Below are 15,167 nucleotides of genomic sequence, written 5' to 3'. Positions count from 1 at the left end.
CCCCCTCCCGGGGCCACCGTTGGCCCGCAGGTCTCGGTACCGTCCTCGGAGTCGGTCCACACCGGACCGTCACCGGCAGCCCTTCGAGCGGAGGACCCGTGGCCACCCCATCTCGCGCCACCAGGCTCGTGTCGTCAGGCTCGCGTCCGCAGCGCAAGGGCGGTGTGAAGTCGACCGCGGTCGCGGCGACCCTGACGCTGACCCTCGCCGGCGCACTCACCGCGTGCGGGAGCGGCGGCGGCAAGAGCTCGGCCAAGAGCGGTTACGCCGAGGTCTGCGCGGACCGGACGCACAACGTACGCGTCGACGACTTCCGCTGCCTGGGCCGCACCGACCCGAGTCTGTCCTGGTACTACGTGCCGCATTCGTGCGGACAGACGGTCACCCCGACCAGGGGTATGACACTCGTCTCCGGGCAGGGATCCTTCGATCGCCCGCGCAAGGGCAAGATCGAACGCGGCGGCTTCGGCTCGTGCCCGTCGAAGAGTTCAAGCTGACGCGGTGTCACATCCGGGGAGGGCCTGAGCCATGCGTCGTATACCCAGCACGCCTCGACCGGGCTGGAAGCCACTCGTCGAGTCGCAGGGGCTGCTCTACGCGGCCTGGGAGGACGACGACGGCACGGAGGTGCCGTACTGGCACGAGGAGGCGTACTACGAGCTGACCCTCGACGAGGTCGATCGGCTCGAGGACGTCACCGAGGAACTGCACGAGATGTCCGTGGCCGCCGCCCGGCACGTGATCGAGCGCGGTGACCTGACCGCGTTCGGCCTGCCCGACGAGGCCCGCGACTACCTGCGGATCACCCTGGAGGAGGAACACCCGAGCGTCTACGGGCGGTTCGACCTCGCGTGGGGCGGCGACGGGCGCGCGGCCAAGCTGCTCGAGTACAACGCGGACACCCCCACCGCGCTGATCGAGGCCTCCCTGGTCCAGTGGTACTGGCTGCGCGACTGCTTCCCCGAGCGCGACCAGTGGAACAGCCTGCACGAGCGACTCGTGCGCGCGTGGGGCCGGATCAAGCCCTATCTGCGCTCGGAGACGATGCACTTCGCACATGTGGAAGGCACCGAGGACGAGGAGGAGTGGCTGCACACCGCCTACCTCCGGGACACCGCGACCGAGGCCGGGCTGACCACGATCGGCCTGGAGGTCGCCGAGATCGGCTGGGACAGCGAGCGGCTGCGCTTCGTGGACCTGGAGGAGCGGGGCATCGACACGATGTTCATGCTCTATCCGTGGGAGGACATGCTCGCCGAGCCGTTCGGCAAGCACCTGATCAGCCACCCCCGGTCGTGCCTGTTCATCGAACCGGCGTGGAAGGCGATCCTGTCCAACAAGGCGCTGCTCGCGGTGATGTGGGAGCTGTATCCCGGCCACCCGAACCTGCTGCCCGCCTTCCTGGACTCGCCGCGCGGCATGGAGTCCTACGTGGCCAAGCCGCTGCACGGCCGCGAGGGCGACGCGATCCGGATCGTCACGCCCGACGGCGAACACGTGCAGCCCGCCGAGGCGTACGGCGACGAGGGCTGGTGCTTCCAGGAGTACGTGCCGCTGCCCGACTTCGACGGCAACAAGCCCGTACTCGGCGCGTGGGTGGTGGACGGGAAGTCCGCCGGAGTCGGCATCCGCGAGTCCAGCGGTCCGGTCACCGACGGGTACGCCCGCTTCCTTCCGCACGTGATCGACGGCCCGGCACCGGACGAGGACACCCGGCTCGCCTGGCTCGACGAGGACTGACCGGGCACAGCGCGCACACGCGTCCCCCGAGCCCGGTCACCTTGCTCGCACACAGTCACGAAGGCTGGCGATTCGGCGGGATCCCGATCGCGGCGGATCGGCCCGGATCCTCACTCAGCGTGTTCGATCGGCGATTTCGGGCCGGGTCCGTCGAATCCCCCCGACCCCGCGCGGTTCGGGTCTCCGCGACGCCTGCGGGCCCGGTCCGCGCCTCCGCCGGGCCCGGCGCGGCGACCACCCTTCGACCGACCCGACGCGGCCCGGCGCCCCCGGGTTCACCACCGGCCCCGTGACGTCCGCGGAACCCCGGCCACCGGGTCGCGGACGCACCGGCCGGCGGACCCCGGCAGACCACCCCTCGACCGGCTCCTCGACGCAGAGGTTCGAACCACTGCCGCGAGCGGCCCGACGAAGCACGCACGGAGCCGCCGTGTGACCAAGGTCACTGTTTTGAACGGCAATAGTTTTCGTCGGCGGCCGGAAATCGACCGCGCATTCTATGTGATATTTTACTGGCCGCCGTAGGGATTCCCGGATGGAAACGGCCGAGCGAGGCCCTCCGGAGCCCCCGGTCGACCCGGATCCGACCGCGCCGCGACCCCGACACACGTCCCGGAGCGGCACCGGAGCGGCACCGGAGCGGCGTCCCGCCCACTCCCCCCGCTCCCACCTCCTGCGACCGTGCGGACGCGGAGTGGGACTCACAGGCACTCGCGGGGCACTTCCGGGCACACAAAAAGAGTGCTGCACCGGACCCGGCGGGATCCGGTGCAGCACTCAGGGGAAAAGCTTTTCGACGCAGCCCTCAGGCTTCGCTGCGCTGCTGCGGAATGCCCGCGAGCAGGGCGCGGACCTCCACCTCGCGGTAGCGACGGTGTCCGCCGAGCGTGCGGATCGACGTGAGCTTGCCGGCCTTGGCCCAGCGCGTCACCGTCTTGGGGTCGACGCGGAACATGCTGGCAACCTCGGCCGGCGTCAGCAGCGGCTCGGCATCAGGCGTACGAGCGGTCATGAGCGGCCTCCTCGGGAGAACCGAACCAACACGGTTCTTTCTTCAAATTCTGCACCTTGACCCACGATGTCCTAAATAGTTCACGAGGGCCAAGTCGGTTATAGGACGAACGGCTTGTCCTTCACAGTACAAGTACACCATCCGCCGCACCCGGTTGGTCAAACCGCCGGAATTGGCATCCCAGGGTTCAAGCCACGCGATCCCGAAGGACCAGGCATAGCGGACAGTCACCCGACTGTGACGATGAGTCACTCGAGCCCGAACGACCCCTCGTGTCCACCCCGCCCCACCAGCAACGAAGTATCCCCGATGACTCGACCCGGCCAGACCGACTACATCTGGTTTGTCCTTTTCATCATATACGAACCATTCGCTGGCGTATGCACCCTGTTGTGAGTCGATCTCCGTCAACCTGGAGGGCTGGGAGTCCCACAACTCGAACCAGCAGGTTGAGAGGCTTTCAGATCACGGGGTGACTGAACACGAAAGAGTGACGACGGTCACGCCGAAACTTCATGAAATGCGGACGCTTGCTCAGCTCGCGTGCTCCAGGGCACGTACCGATTGCCAACGCTCCGTAATCCTGCGGTAGGCGGCCGATGCTCGCGCTCCGTCACCGGAGCCCAGTGCGGCGATGCCCTCCGCGACGTCCGCGACCGAGTTCTCGGCGGCCGGATCGCCCGACCCGAGCAGTCGCACCAGACCGCCGTAGTCCAGCTCGACCAGCGCGCGCGGATGGAACTCCTCCAGCCAGCGGCCCACGCTCTCCAGGCCGGTGATCAGCGCGCCGTCCTCGACCGTCTCGCGGAGCACCTTCAGCGCCCGGGCCACCCGCCGCCGGGCCTGCACCATCGGCGTCCGGTAGTAGAGCTCGCCCGGTCCCGCCGCCGCGCCCTCGGCCGCGGGCACCAGGACCCGCTCGTCCGGCGCGAACAGCACGAACCAGCGCACCGGGACGTGCCACGTGCTGCTGTGGATGTGCGGCTGCACGTCGGGATGCGCGGACTTCCAGCGCTCGTGCTCGACGTGCGCCTGGTCGATCACCAACCGCGGCCAGAACACGTCCAGCACCGCCGCCGGATACTCCCGACGCAACTCGGCCAGCGCCGTCCAGCAGCGCAGCCGGGTCTGCCGCGGGCAGATCACCGTGACGCCGTCCAGGACGTGCACGTAGGCGTCCTCGCTCTCGTGCGGCGGCGCGATCACCGGAGGGGTGGCCAGGAGGTTCTCCAGGCCGCTCCGGTGCTCCTGCGCGGTCAGCCCGGCCGGCGAAGGCGCCTCGGGCGACGCGGGGGTGCCTGCGGGCTGTGTGGCGGCGTAGGCGGCCCACCGCTCGCGTTCCGGTTCGGGAAACGCGGCAAGCGGCTCGTACACCCGCAGGTACGCCGCGTAGGGGGCAACCACCGAAGTCCGCACGAGGGAATCTTGGCACGTCGGGCGGGCCCCGACGTGGAGAAGGTCCAACCCGGTGATCCGCACGGGTTCTAGGCTTGAACCGCCGCGCAGATCCGCGCGGCACCAACGTCACCACGATCCCATGGAGTCACCACAGTGACCGACAGGATGGAAGGCCCCGACGGCACGACGTCGGGCCTGGTGTTCGGCAGGTCGACCGGCCACGAACAGGTCGTCTTCTGCCAGGACCGCGCGAGCGGACTGCGCGCGATCATCGCGATCTACTCCAGTGCCCTGGGACCCGCCCTCGGCGGCACCAGGTTCCACCCCTACGAGAGCGAGGAGGAGGCCGTCGCGGACGTCCTCAACCTCTCCCGCGGCATGGCCTACAAGAACGCCCTCGCCGGACTCGACCACGGCGGCGGGAAGGCCGTGATCATCGGCGACCCGACCCGGGACAAGACCGAGGTGCTGCTGCGCGCCTACGGCCGCTTCGTCCAGTCCCTGGGTGGTCGCTACATCACCGCGTGCGACGTGGGCACCTACGTCGACGACATGGACGTGGTCGCCAAGGAGTGCGCCTACGTCACCGGCCGCTCCCCCGAGAACGGCGGCGCGGGCGACTCGTCCGTGCTGACCGCGTACGGGGTCTTCCAGGGCATGCTGGCGTCCGCCGAGCACCGCTGGGGCAGTCCGACGCTGCGCGGGCGCCGGGTGGGCGTGGCGGGCGTCGGGAAGGTCGGCCGGCACCTGGTCGGGCACCTTCTCGCGGACGGCGCCTCGGTGGTGATAACCGACGTCGACGAGCGCGCCGTGGCGCGGGTGCGGCACGAGCACCCCGAGGTGGACTTCGTCGCCGACACCGACACCCTGATCCGCGTCCCGGACCTGGACGTGTACGCGCCCTGCGCGCTCGGCGGCGCGCTCGACGACGTCACCGTCCCGGTGCTGACCGCGGCCGTGGTGTGCGGCGCGGCCAACAACCAACTGGCGCATCCGGGCATCGAGAAGGCGCTCGCCGAGCGCGGCGTGCTGTACGCGCCGGACTACGTGGTGAACTCCGGCGGGGTGATCCAGGTGGCCGACGAGCGGCACGGATTCGACTTCGAGCGGGCCAAGCGCAAGGCCGGCGGCATCCGCGCGATCACCGCGAAGATCTTCGCGTCGGCCGAGGAGGAGGGCGTGCCACCGGTCGTCGCGGCGGACAGATTGGCCGAGCGGCGCATGGCGGATGTGGGCCGCCTGCGTGACATCTACCTCCAAACCTGACCGACACGGTATCGTCAGACCCGGCAAAGGACCCCAGATCAGGCCCCTGACCAGCCGGAACGGCAGAGCCCGGTCGGGGTCCGAGCCCCGCTGTCACCCATGCGACGTACCGTCCGGCGGCGGAAGCAGGTACCGTTAATCCCCTACGGGCCGGTTCTCAAGCGTCATCGAACCGTCCCTGACTATGAACGCGTGTCAAGACCCGGGGCCGTGAGCCCCGTCGTTGAGGGGGTCGAGCCATGGGGCGCGGCCGGGCCAAGGCCAAGCAGACAAAGGTCGCCCGCCAGCTGAAGTACAACAGCGGCGGTACGGATCTGAGCCGTCTGGCTGAAGAGCTGGGCGCGTCGTCGCCAACCGACTTGCCGATCGGCAAGCCAGAGGTTGACGACGACACGAGTGAAGACGAGTTCGACGACCCCTACGCGGGGTATTCGGCTCGTTACAACGATGACGAGGACGAGGAAGACGACGGCCGATCGCGCCATCGTTGACGCCCCGCTCCTCTTCTTCGAGCACGGGAGACAACGCCCAATTCAGCCGGGGCGCCCGTGCGCTGTGACACCGCCCGGTCCGGGACCGAGTAGGACGACTACTCGACCCCGGGCCGTTTGGCGTGTTCGCGAACGCGCCCACGGAGGTACCGCCGTCCCGATCCGGGACGACGGCAACCGCCGCGGGTGCTTTCGTCATGCCCGGTGATCGCCGCTCAGTACGGCCCGGCCGGAGCCGGTGACGATGTCGCCCAGGATCCAGGCCGGCACGCCGCGCTCGGCGAGCACCGCCAGGGCCGCGTCGGCCGCGTCCGCGGCGACCACCACGACCATGCCCACGCCCATGTTCAGCGTCTTCTCCAGTTCGGCGCGGGCCACGTCGCCGAGCGAGCCGACCAGGCCGAAGATCGGCGCCGGGGTCCAGGTCGAACGGTCCAGGCGGGCGTCCAGGTGGGCCGGGAGCACGCGCGCCAGGTTGGCCTCCAGGCCGCCGCCGGTGACGTGCGAGAACGCGTGCACGTCGGTGCGTCGGGCCAGGTCGAGGCAGTCCAGCGAGTAGATCCGGGTCGGCTCGAGGAGTTCCGCACCGAGGGTGCGGCCCAGTTCCGGCACGTCGCGGTCGAGCTTCCAGCCGGCGATGGTGAAGAACACGTGCCGGGCCAGCGAGTAGCCGTTGGAGTGCAGGCCGGAGGCGGCCATCGCGATCACCACGTCGCCCTCGCGCACCCGCTCCGCGCCGAGCAGGCCGTCGGCCTCCACGACGCCGGTGCCGGCGCCCGCGACGTCGTACTCGTTCGGGTCGAGCAGGCCGGGGTGTTCGGCCGTCTCGCCGCCGACCAGCGCGCAGCCGGCCAGCACGCAGCCCTCGGCGATGCCCTTGACGATCGCCGCGATGCGCTCGGGGACGACCTTGCCGGTGGCGATGTAGTCGGTCATGAACAGCGGCTCGGCACCGCACACGACCAGGTCGTCGACGACCATGCCGACCAGGTCGTGGCCGATCGTGTCGTGCTTGTCCATCGCCTGCGCGATGGCGACCTTGGTTCCCACCCCATCGGTCGCGGTGGCCAGCAGGGGGCGCTCGTACCGCTTGAACGCGGACACGTCGAACAGGCCCGCGAAGCCGCCCAGGCCGCCGACGACCTCGGGCCGGGTGGCCTTGCCGACCCATTGCTTCATCAGCTCGACGGCGCGGTCACCGGCCTCGATGTCGACGCCTGCGGCGGCATAGGTCGCGGTGCGGGGGGTGGGGGTGGACTGGTCGCTCACGGCGGCGGCCCTTTCGGGTCGGGTCGGTGGATCTTCTCGGGGCGCCCCGTCGCGGCCCCGGTGGGGACGCGACGCGACGATCCGAAGGAGAGAACTCGGGACTCGGCTGATCAGGGACGGCGGAGCGCGTCCTCGGCCCCGCCGCCGCCGAGGAGGGCCTGCACGCCGTCCACGTCGGTGCGGACGGTCTGCTCGATGCCTTCGAGGAGGTGCTTGCCCAGCCGCTCGGGGTCGGGCAGCTCGATCGGGTACTCCCCGTCGAAGCAGGCCCGGCAGAGCCGGTCCTTGGGGATGGTGGTCGCCTCGACCATCGCGTCGATCGAGATGTAGGCGAGCGAGTCGGCCCCGAGGGACTTGGCGATCTCGTCCACCGAGAGACCGTTGGCGATCAACTCGGCCCGGGTGGCGAAGTCGATGCCGAAGAAGCACGGCCACTTCACCGGCGGCGAGGAGATGCGCACGTGCACCTCGGCCGCGCCGGCCTCGCGCAACATCCGCACCAGCGCGCGCTGCGTGTTGCCGCGCACGATGGAGTCGTCGACGACGACCAGCCGCTTGCCCTGGATGACCTCGCGCAGCGGGTTGAGCTTGAGCCGGATGCCCAGTTGCCGGATGGTCTGGCTGGGCTGGATGAAGGTGCGACCCACGTAGGAGTTCTTGACCAGGCCGTTGCCGTAGGGGATGCCCGACTGCTCGGCGTAGCCGATCGCGGCGGGGGTGCCGGATTCGGGGGTCGGCATGACCAGGTCGGCGTCGACCGGGAACTCCTGGGCCAGCCGTCGGCCCATCTCCACCCGGGACGCGTAGACGCCTCGGCCGGCGATCGTGGTGTCGGGGCGGGCCAGGTAGACGTACTCGAAGACGCAGCCCTTGGGCTTGGCCTCGGCGAAGCGTCGGGTGCGCAGGCCGTGCTCGTCGACCGCGATCAGCTCGCCCGGTTCGATCTCGCGAATGAACGAGGCACCGACGATGTCGAGTGCGGCGGTCTCGCTCGCGACCACCCAGCCGCGCTCCAACCGACCGAGCACGAGGGGCCGGATGCCCTGGGGATCGCGCGCGGCGTAGAGCGTGGTCTCGTCCATGAAGACCAGCGAGAAGGCGCCCTTGATCTTGGGCAGCACCTGCATCGCGGTCTGTTCCAGGGACAGGTCCGGGCTGCCGGCCAGGAGCGAGGTCAGCAGATCGGTGTCGCTGCTGGCCTCGATCCGGCCCTGGTAGGGATAGTTGAGCTCGCCGCGATCGGGGCCCTGCTCGGCGACCAGACGGGACAGCTCACCCGTGTTGGTGAGGTTTCCGTTGTGGCCGAGCGCGATGCTGCCGGTCGCGGTGGCCCGGAAGGTCGGCTGGGCGTTCTCCCAGACCGACGAACCGGTGGTCGAGTAGCGGGCATGGCCGACGGCCATGTGCCCGCGGAGCGAGCCCAGAGTGGTTTCGTCGAAGACCTGGGAAACCAGGCCCATGTCCTTGAAGACCAGGATCTGGGATCCGTTGCTCACAGCTATGCCGGCGGATTCCGTTCCGCGGTGCTGCAATGCGTAGAGACCGAAGTAGGTGAGTTTTGCGACCTCTTCGCCGGGGGCCCAAACGCCGAAGACGCCGCAGGCATCCTGCGGGCCCTTCTCGCCGGGGAAGAGATCGTGGTTGAGTCGTCCATCGCCACGTGGCACGTGATCGAGTCTACGACAGGGCCGGATCGGTCGCGGTTCACCCCATCAGTGGCAGGTATCCGGACAAGTCGCTGCGTTCTCCACTGGCCAGAACCCGACCGTCCTCGACCGCGTCCGCCCAGGTCAGGCGGCCGGTGGCGAGGCGGAGCCAGGTCCTGGGGTCGGTCTCGACCACGTTGGGCGGAACGCCCCGAGTGTGCCGGGGGCCTGTGACGCACTGCACTACGGCGAACGGCGGGACGCGGACCTCGACCGAATGTCCGGGGGCCCGGGTCGCCAGCGCGTCGGCCAGCGCGCGGATCACGGTGCCCAGCGCGTGCCGGTCGTGCGGGAACGGCTCGCCGGTCGCGCGTTCGAGGTCGTCGCAGTGCACGACGCCCTCCACCAGGCGGGTCACCAGCATGTCGGCGACCCGCATCGGGCCGATCCGGGTGATGGTGATCCGGGTGTCCGGGGCGCCGTCGAGGGCGGCGATCGCGTCGTCCACGAAGTCGGCGGGGGTGTGGCCGGCCTCGGCCATGTCGTCGGCGATGGCGGAGACCACCGCGGCGTGCGCGGAGGTGCCGTTCGCCCACTGCTCGACGGTGATCGGGGGCCCGCTGGGGATCGGCTCGGCGAGCCAACGCGGCACCGCCTGCACGCTCGCGGCCAGGTGGCCGACCAGGTTGGCGGTGGACCAGCCGGTCAGCCCGGAGGGAGCGGCGAGTTGGGCCGGGGTCAGCCGGGACGTCACCTCCACCATCGCGTGCCACTGCGCGATCAGCGCGGCGCGCACCTTGACCGGGTCGACCTTGCGGGGGCGCGGGGCGGCGGGGCGGCTCGTCATGGGTGCAGATTAGAGGGCTCGATCGGGGACGAGCAGGCGATTCGTTTCTGCACCGATTCGCCGCGCGGGCGCCCGGCCGGGCGCCCGCGTCGTCACGCTGGGCACATGAGCAATTACGGCGACCCCGACCGGGTCGAGGCGATCGCGAGCGAGTTGGCGGCGGCGAGTGAGCGGGTGCGGCCCGGGCCGGTGACCATCGAGTGGCACGGCACCGCGGCGGACGCCTTCGCGGCCCGGGCGCAGACCTGGCGCCGCGAGTGCGCGGCGACCGAACCGGCCGTGCTCGCGGTGGTCGAGGCGCTGCGGGCCCACGCTGCGGCGATGCGGGCGGCGCTGGCCCGGATCGCGGCCAACGAGCGGGCGGCCCGGGCGGCGGCCGGGCCGGACGCGCAGGAGCGTCTTCCGGCCGGCGGCAGCGCGGCCTGGCTGGACGAGCGGTGGGCGACGCGGTGACCGCCGGGTTCGCCGCGGTGCCGGACGCGCTGGTGGCGCTCGCGGGCCGGCTGCGCGCGGTCGCCGGCGAGGTGTGGGCGCTGCGCGAGCGGGTCGCGGCGGTGGATGTCGCGGCGAGCCGGCCGCTGGCGCCGGCGACCTTCGAGGTGCTGCGCGCCCGGCTGCGCGACGCGGTGGAGACGCTGGATCGGGCCGAGCGCACCGGCGTGGATCTGGCCGACCGGCTGACCGAGAGCGCCCGGGCGTACGCGGAGGTGGACACGACCGCGGCGACCCGGTTGCAGGAGTTGGTGCCGGCCGGTCCCGCTCCCCCACCGCCGCCCGCCGCGTCGGTCCGGGTCGCCGAGCCGCCGTTCGTGCTGCCCGAGGCATTCCACGGCCCGGTCACGATCCGGCCGATGGGCCGCGGCTCGGGTATCGCCCGCATCACGTCGGTCGTGTCGGGCGCGGCGGGCGCGGCGGGCGCGGCGGCCCCACCGGACGGCTCGCCCACGCCGGACGGGGAGGAGATCGTGGCCCGCGCGAAGCGGTGGGCCGACCTGCGGCTGGGCTACAGCATGACCGGGCTGCACGATGGCTACCGCACGGACTGCTCGGGGCTGGTCTCGATGGCCTGGGGCCTGCCGCCACCGGGGCTGACCACGGTGACCCTCCCGGAGGTGTCGCACCCGATCGGCAAGGACGACCTGCGTCCCGGGGACATCCTGCTCGACACCGCGCCAGGCGCGGCCGGGCACACGCTGATCTTCGCGGGCTGGGCGGACGCGGCGCACACGAGGTATCACGCGTACGAGGAGAGCGCCTCGAAGGGCGCGCACCATGACACAATTCCCTACCCGTACTGGTCCGGGCACGGTACTTTCCGGCCGTACCGATTGGGGACGTAGCGGCGCGGTCCCGCCGCGCCGACGGGGGTGGGCAATGCGCCTGGGGACGAGGTCCGGCGCGGAATCGAGCAGCAGGACAAGCGCCGGCGCCGGCGCCACACGACGTGCGGTCTCCATCGTGGTGATCGTCCGCAGAACGCTGCTGCTGGGGCCGGCCGTCGTGGCGTTGATCACGTGGCGGGTCGCGGCGGCCAATCCGTGGAACCTGGACGTGTTCGACCGGGGGATCCTGATCGGCGGGGTGGTTCCGGCCGCGCTCGGGTTCTGCCTGATCGGGATCGAGGTCGCCGCCACGTTCCGCGGCTTCGTGGTCCGCGTGGCGGCACTGGGACTCGCGTTCGTGGCCGGGCTGGTGATGGCCCTCGGCGCCGTGGTCACCGCACTCACCCAGGACGATCGCCCGGCCGGGAAGGTCGTGGCGGTGTCGCCGGACGGCCGGATTCGGGCGGTACGGGTGGACGACGCGGCCTCGTACTCGATCGAACCGACCTACGACCTGGACATCCGGCTGAGTGCGGGGCTGGATCGGAGCACGAGCATCCTGAGCGAGTGCGAGAGCGACAGGGCGACGATCACGGGCGTGCGATTCCTGGACAACCGCACGCTGGAGTACACGCTGTCGCAGGGAACTCCCGTGCGGGTGAGCTTCGATCGCAACCTGAAGGCCGAAAGGCAGCAGTGCCCGTGAGGGGTGCACGAGGCACCCCGCACGGGCACTGGATGTCGCCGATCAGCCGAACAGGCCCTTGAGGGTCTCCTCGTGAGCGGTGCGCAGCTCGCTCAGCGCCACCGTGAAGTGGCCCTGGAAGTCGAGCGTGTCACCGTCGACCACACCGATCCGGGCGCACGGCAGGCCGCGCACCTTGCACATGTCGGAGAAGCGCAGTTCCTCGCTCCGCGGCACCGCGACGATCGCCCGGCCCGCCGACTCGCTGAACAGCGCGACGGTCGGGTCGAGGTCCTCGGCCAGCACCACCCGGGCGCCGTGGCCACCGGCCAGGCACGCCTCGACCAGCGCCTGGGCCAGACCGCCGTCGGCGAGGTCGTGCGCGGCGTCGATCATGCCGTCCCGCGAACCCGCGATCAGGATTTCGGCGAGCAGCCGCTCGCGCTCCAGGTCGACCCTCGGCGGCAGGCCACCCAGGTGGTCGTGCGCCACCTGCGCCCACGCCGAGCCGGACAGTTCCTCGTGCGTGTCGCCCAGGAGCAGGATGATCTGCCCCTCCTCGGCGAAGCCGATCGGCGTGCGCCGCTCGACGTCGTCGATCACACCCAGCACGCCGACCACCGGCGTCGGGTGGATCGCCGTCTCGCCGGTCTGGTTGTAGAACGACACGTTGCCGCCGGTGACCGGTGTGCCCAGGATCTGGCACGCGTCCGCGAGACCGCGCGTGGTCTCGGCGAACTGCCACATCACCGCCGGGTCCTCGGGCGAGCCGAAGTTGAGGCAGTCGGTGACGGCCAGCGGCTTGGCACCGGTGGTGGCCACGTTGCGGTACGCCTCGGCCAGCGCGAGTTGTGCGCCGATGTACGGGTCGAGCTTGCAGAAGCGACCGTTGCCGTCGGTGGCGAGCGCGACCCCCAGGCCGGTCTCCTCGTCGATCCGGACCATGCCGGAGTCCTCCGGCTGGGCCAGCACGGTGTTGCCGAGGACGTAGCGGTCGTACTGGTCGGTGACCCACGACTTGTCCGCCAGGTTCGGCGACGCGACGACCTCGAGCAGGGTGGCCTTGAGCTCTTCGGCCGTCCCCGGGCGCGGCAACCGCTCGGCGGCGTCCGCCTGGAGCGTGTCCTGCCACTGCGGGCGCGCGAACGGCCGCTCGTAGACGGGGCCTTCGTGCGCGACGGTGCGCGGCGGCACGTCGACGATCTGCTCGCCGTGCCAGTAGATCTCCAGCCGGTCGCCCTCGGTGACCTCGCCGACGACGGTGGCGATCACGTCCCACTTGTCGCAGATCTCCATGAAGCGGGCCACGTGGGCCGGCTCCACGACCGCGCACATGCGCTCCTGCGACTCGCTCATCAGGATCTCTTCGGGCGAGAGCGTGTGGTCGCGCAGCGGGACGGTGTCCAGCTCGACCCGCATCCCGCCGGAACCGGCCGAGGCCAGCTCGGAGGTCGCGCAGGACAGGCCCGCGCCGCCGAGGTCCTGGATGCCCGCGACCAGGTGCTCGCGGAACAGCTCCAGGGTGCACTCGATCAGCAGCTTCTCCTGGAACGGGTCGCCGACCTGGACGGCCGGGCGCTTGGCCGGGCCGTCGGCGTCGAAGGTCTCCGAGGCCAGCACCGAGACGCCGCCGATCCCGTCGCCGCCGGTGCGGGCGCCGTACAGGATCACCAGGTTGCCCGCGCCGGATGCCTGCGCGAGGTGGATGTCCTCGTGCTTCATCACGCCCACGCACAGCGCGTTGACCAGCGGGTTGCCCTGGTAACAGGGGTCGAAGACGATCTCGCCGCCGATGTTGGGCAGGCCCAGGCAGTTGCCGTAGCCGCCGATGCCCGCGACCACGCCGGGCAGCACGCGCCGGGTGTCGGGGTGCCCGGCCGCGCCGAAGCGCAGCGGGTCCATCACCGCGACCGGGCGGGCACCCATCGCCAGGATGTCGCGCACGATGCCACCGATGCCGGTCGCGGCGCCCTGGTACGGCTCCACGTAGGACGGGTGGTTGTGCGACTCGACCTTGAAGGTCACCGCGTAGCCCTGGCCGACGTCGACGACGCCGGCGTTCTCGCCGATGCCCACGAGCATCGCGTCGTTGGCGGGCATCTTGTCGCCGAACTGGCGCAGGTGCACCTTGCTCGACTTGTACGAGCAGTGCTCGGACCACATCACCGAGTACATCGCCAGTTCGGAGGAGGTCGGCCGACGGCCGAGGATCTCCCGGATGCGCGCGTACTCGTCGGGCTTGAGGCCGAGTTCGGCGAAAGGCTGCTCGACCTCGGGGTGGTCGACCGCGTTCTTGACGGTGTCCAGGCTCATCAGGCGTTCACCAGGCGCTTCAGGATCGAGGTGAAGAAGGGGAGGCCCTCGGTCGTCGGACCGGTCAGCGGTTCGACCGCGTGCTCGGGGTGCGGCATCAGACCGACCACGTTCCCGGCGGCATTGCTGATGCCGGCGATGTCGCGCCGCGATCCGTTCGGGTTGACGTCGAGGTAGCGCGCGATCACGCGGCCCTCGGCCTCCAACATGTCCAGGGTGCGCTCGTCGGCGACGAAACCGCCTTCACCGTTCTTGAGCGGAACGGTGATCTCCTGCCCCGGCGCGAAGTCCGACGTCCACGCGGTGGAGACGTTCTCGATGCGCAACTTTTGGTCGCGGCAGATGAAGTGCAGGTGGTCGTTCCGGGTGAGCGCGCCCGGCAGCAGGTGGGATTCGCAAAGAATTTGGAAACCGTTGCAGATGCCCAATACCGGAAGGCCGGCCCGCGCTTGCTCGATCACCGATTCCATGACCGGCGAGAAGCGCGAGATGGCACCGCAACGCAGGTAGTCGCCGTACGAGAAACCGCCGGGGAGGACGATCGCATCGACCTGCTGGAGGTTCTTGTCCTTGTGCCACAGGGCGACCGGCTCGGCGCCGGCGATACGCACCGCGCGCCGGGCGTCGCGGTCGTCGAGGGAGCCGGGGAAGGTGACGACGCCGACGCGGATCGTCACTTCCCCTCCTCCGCCTCGACGCGGACCACGAAGTCCTCGATCACGGTGTTGGCGAGGAACGACTCGGCGGCTTCGCGGATGCGGGCGAGGGCGGCCTCGTCGACCGGTCCCTCCAGCTCCAGTTCGAAACGCTTGCCTTGGCGGACGTCGGTGATTCCGTCGAATCCCAGACGCGGCAGCGCGCGCTGCACGGCCTGCCCCTGGGGATCGAGGATTTCCGGCTTGAGCATGACGTCGACGACGACGCGTGCCACAGGCACTCCCACTGTGATGGTTCGGGCCGGTCCGTATCCGGGATACGGGGGTTCGGACCCTGCTGCTGGATCGGGCCGGTCGACGCCGGCACCCGATGGATCGGCGGTATCAGGGTACCGGCCGGCTCCGGGAGGCCGTTCCGGCGCCAAGTTATCCACAGCTTTGGAGTTGTCCACAGGGGGGTCGGCCCGGTCGGGATGTCAATAAATCGCCGCCAAACGGGCAATGCACCCCACTCGGGGCTCG

15 protein-coding genes are annotated in these 15,167 nt (G+C 70.6%); 7 read left to right on the top strand and 8 right to left on the bottom strand.

Going from position 1 to position 15,167, the window contains the following annotated elements:
- Nucleotides 1–98: 98 nt before the first annotated feature.
- Both OG948_RS19785 and OG948_RS19780 read left to right on the top strand, forming a co-directional pair.
- Nucleotides 99–497 (top strand): hypothetical protein, encoded by a 399-nt coding sequence (locus OG948_RS19785; RefSeq protein WP_406297792.1) that lies wholly within the window; start codon nucleotides 99–101, stop codon nucleotides 495–497.
- A 31-nt stretch (nucleotides 498–528) separates the two neighbouring features.
- Nucleotides 529–1,740: a glutathionylspermidine synthase family protein gene (locus OG948_RS19780; RefSeq protein ID WP_406297791.1), complete on the top strand. Its 1,212-nt coding sequence runs from the start codon at nucleotides 529–531 to the stop codon at nucleotides 1,738–1,740.
- 805 nt (nucleotides 1,741–2,545) lie between these two features.
- On the opposite strand, the gene bldC is transcribed toward OG948_RS19780, so the two are convergent.
- Nucleotides 2,546–2,752: a developmental transcriptional regulator BldC gene (bldC, locus tag OG948_RS19775; protein ID WP_020555617.1), complete on the bottom strand. Its 207-nt coding sequence runs from the start codon at nucleotides 2,750–2,752 to the stop codon at nucleotides 2,546–2,548.
- Between the two features lie 534 nt (nucleotides 2,753–3,286).
- Nucleotides 3,287–4,168 carry a hypothetical protein gene (locus OG948_RS19770; RefSeq protein WP_406297790.1) on the bottom strand — a complete coding sequence of 294 codons (882 nt, stop codon included), beginning with the start codon at nucleotides 4,166–4,168 and terminating at the stop codon, nucleotides 3,287–3,289.
- 147 nt (nucleotides 4,169–4,315) lie between these two features.
- Between OG948_RS19770 and OG948_RS19765 the strand changes: the two genes are divergently transcribed.
- Nucleotides 4,316–5,416 carry a Leu/Phe/Val dehydrogenase gene (locus OG948_RS19765; protein WP_406300301.1) on the top strand — a complete coding sequence of 367 codons (1,101 nt, stop codon included), beginning with the start codon at nucleotides 4,316–4,318 and terminating at the stop codon, nucleotides 5,414–5,416.
- Between the two features lie 239 nt (nucleotides 5,417–5,655).
- A complete protein-coding gene (locus tag OG948_RS19760) occupies nucleotides 5,656–5,907 on the top strand; it encodes a DUF3073 domain-containing protein (RefSeq protein ID WP_020555620.1) in 252 nt (83 codons plus the stop codon).
- A gap of 195 nt (nucleotides 5,908–6,102) precedes the next feature.
- Here the strand turns inward: OG948_RS19760 and purM are convergent, their stop codons facing one another.
- The 3 genes from purM to OG948_RS19745 form a co-directional block, all read right to left on the bottom strand.
- Complete coding sequence (gene purM, locus OG948_RS19755; RefSeq protein WP_406297789.1) at nucleotides 6,103–7,176, bottom strand: phosphoribosylformylglycinamidine cyclo-ligase; 1,074 nt, start codon at nucleotides 7,174–7,176, stop codon at nucleotides 6,103–6,105.
- Between the two features lie 110 nt (nucleotides 7,177–7,286).
- Nucleotides 7,287–8,843: an amidophosphoribosyltransferase gene (gene purF, locus OG948_RS19750; protein ID WP_406297788.1), complete on the bottom strand. Its 1,557-nt coding sequence runs from the start codon at nucleotides 8,841–8,843 to the stop codon at nucleotides 7,287–7,289.
- A 37-nt stretch (nucleotides 8,844–8,880) separates the two neighbouring features.
- Complete coding sequence (locus tag OG948_RS19745) at nucleotides 8,881–9,669, bottom strand: sterol carrier family protein (RefSeq protein ID WP_406297787.1); 789 nt, start codon at nucleotides 9,667–9,669, stop codon at nucleotides 8,881–8,883.
- Nucleotides 9,670–9,774: 105 nt separating this feature from the next.
- Here OG948_RS19745 and OG948_RS19740 point away from each other — a divergent pair, with 105 nt between their 5' ends.
- The 3 genes from OG948_RS19740 (at nucleotide 9,775) to OG948_RS19730 (ending at nucleotide 11,697) form a co-directional block, all read left to right on the top strand.
- Complete coding sequence (locus tag OG948_RS19740; protein WP_406297786.1) at nucleotides 9,775–10,122, top strand: hypothetical protein; 348 nt, start codon at nucleotides 9,775–9,777, stop codon at nucleotides 10,120–10,122.
- The gene (locus OG948_RS19735) at nucleotides 10,107–11,009 is read left to right on the top strand and encodes a hypothetical protein (RefSeq protein ID WP_406297785.1); all 903 of its coding nucleotides are present in this window, start codon (nucleotides 10,107–10,109) and stop codon (nucleotides 11,007–11,009) included. Before OG948_RS19740 ends, OG948_RS19735 begins: the two co-directional genes overlap by 16 nt.
- 118 nt (nucleotides 11,010–11,127) lie before the next feature.
- Entirely contained in the window at nucleotides 11,128–11,697 is a 570-nt protein-coding gene (locus tag OG948_RS19730) for a hypothetical protein (protein ID WP_406297784.1), read from the top strand.
- A 42-nt stretch (nucleotides 11,698–11,739) separates the two neighbouring features.
- Here the strand turns inward: OG948_RS19730 and purL are convergent, their stop codons facing one another.
- From purL to purS, 3 genes are read right to left on the bottom strand one after another with little or no spacing between them, the layout of a single operon-like run.
- Nucleotides 11,740–13,989 carry a phosphoribosylformylglycinamidine synthase subunit PurL gene (gene purL / locus OG948_RS19725; RefSeq protein ID WP_406297783.1) on the bottom strand — a complete coding sequence of 750 codons (2,250 nt, stop codon included), beginning with the start codon at nucleotides 13,987–13,989 and terminating at the stop codon, nucleotides 11,740–11,742.
- The gene (purQ, locus tag OG948_RS19720; RefSeq protein ID WP_406297782.1) at nucleotides 13,989–14,666 is read right to left on the bottom strand and encodes a phosphoribosylformylglycinamidine synthase subunit PurQ; all 678 of its coding nucleotides are present in this window, start codon (nucleotides 14,664–14,666) and stop codon (nucleotides 13,989–13,991) included. Before purQ ends, purL begins: the two co-directional genes overlap by 1 nt.
- A complete protein-coding gene (purS, locus tag OG948_RS19715) occupies nucleotides 14,663–14,920 on the bottom strand; it encodes a phosphoribosylformylglycinamidine synthase subunit PurS (protein WP_391589184.1) in 258 nt (85 codons plus the stop codon). Before purS ends, purQ begins: the two co-directional genes overlap by 4 nt.
- Nucleotides 14,921–15,167: the final 247 nt, after the last annotated feature.

Origin of the sequence: Embleya sp. NBC_00888 (genome assembly GCF_045207655.1) — a bacterium.
Classification (GTDB): Bacteria; Actinomycetota; Actinomycetes; order Streptomycetales; family Streptomycetaceae; genus Embleya.
The sequence above is the reverse complement of the archived record's forward strand: the minus strand, read 5'-3'. Positions and strand labels throughout refer to the sequence as shown.

Bases quoted from the DNA above. Each gene is read 5' to 3' on its own strand.
- OG948_RS19780 (WP_406297791.1), top strand. From the start codon at position 529: ATGCGTCGTATACCCAGCACGCCTCGACCGGGCTGGAAGCCACTCGTC.
- bldC (WP_020555617.1), bottom strand. From the start codon at position 2,752: ATGACCGCTCGTACGCCTGATGCCGAGCCGCTGCTGACGCCGGCCGAG.
- OG948_RS19765 (WP_406300301.1), top strand. From the start codon at position 4,316: ATGGAAGGCCCCGACGGCACGACGTCGGGCCTGGTGTTCGGCAGGTCG.
- OG948_RS19760 (WP_020555620.1), top strand. From the start codon at position 5,656: ATGGGGCGCGGCCGGGCCAAGGCCAAGCAGACAAAGGTCGCCCGCCAG.
- OG948_RS19745 (WP_406297787.1), bottom strand. From the start codon at position 9,669: ATGACGAGCCGCCCCGCCGCCCCGCGCCCCCGCAAGGTCGACCCGGTC.
- OG948_RS19740 (WP_406297786.1), top strand. From the start codon at position 9,775: ATGAGCAATTACGGCGACCCCGACCGGGTCGAGGCGATCGCGAGCGAG.
- purL (WP_406297783.1), bottom strand. From the start codon at position 13,989: ATGAGCCTGGACACCGTCAAGAACGCGGTCGACCACCCCGAGGTCGAG.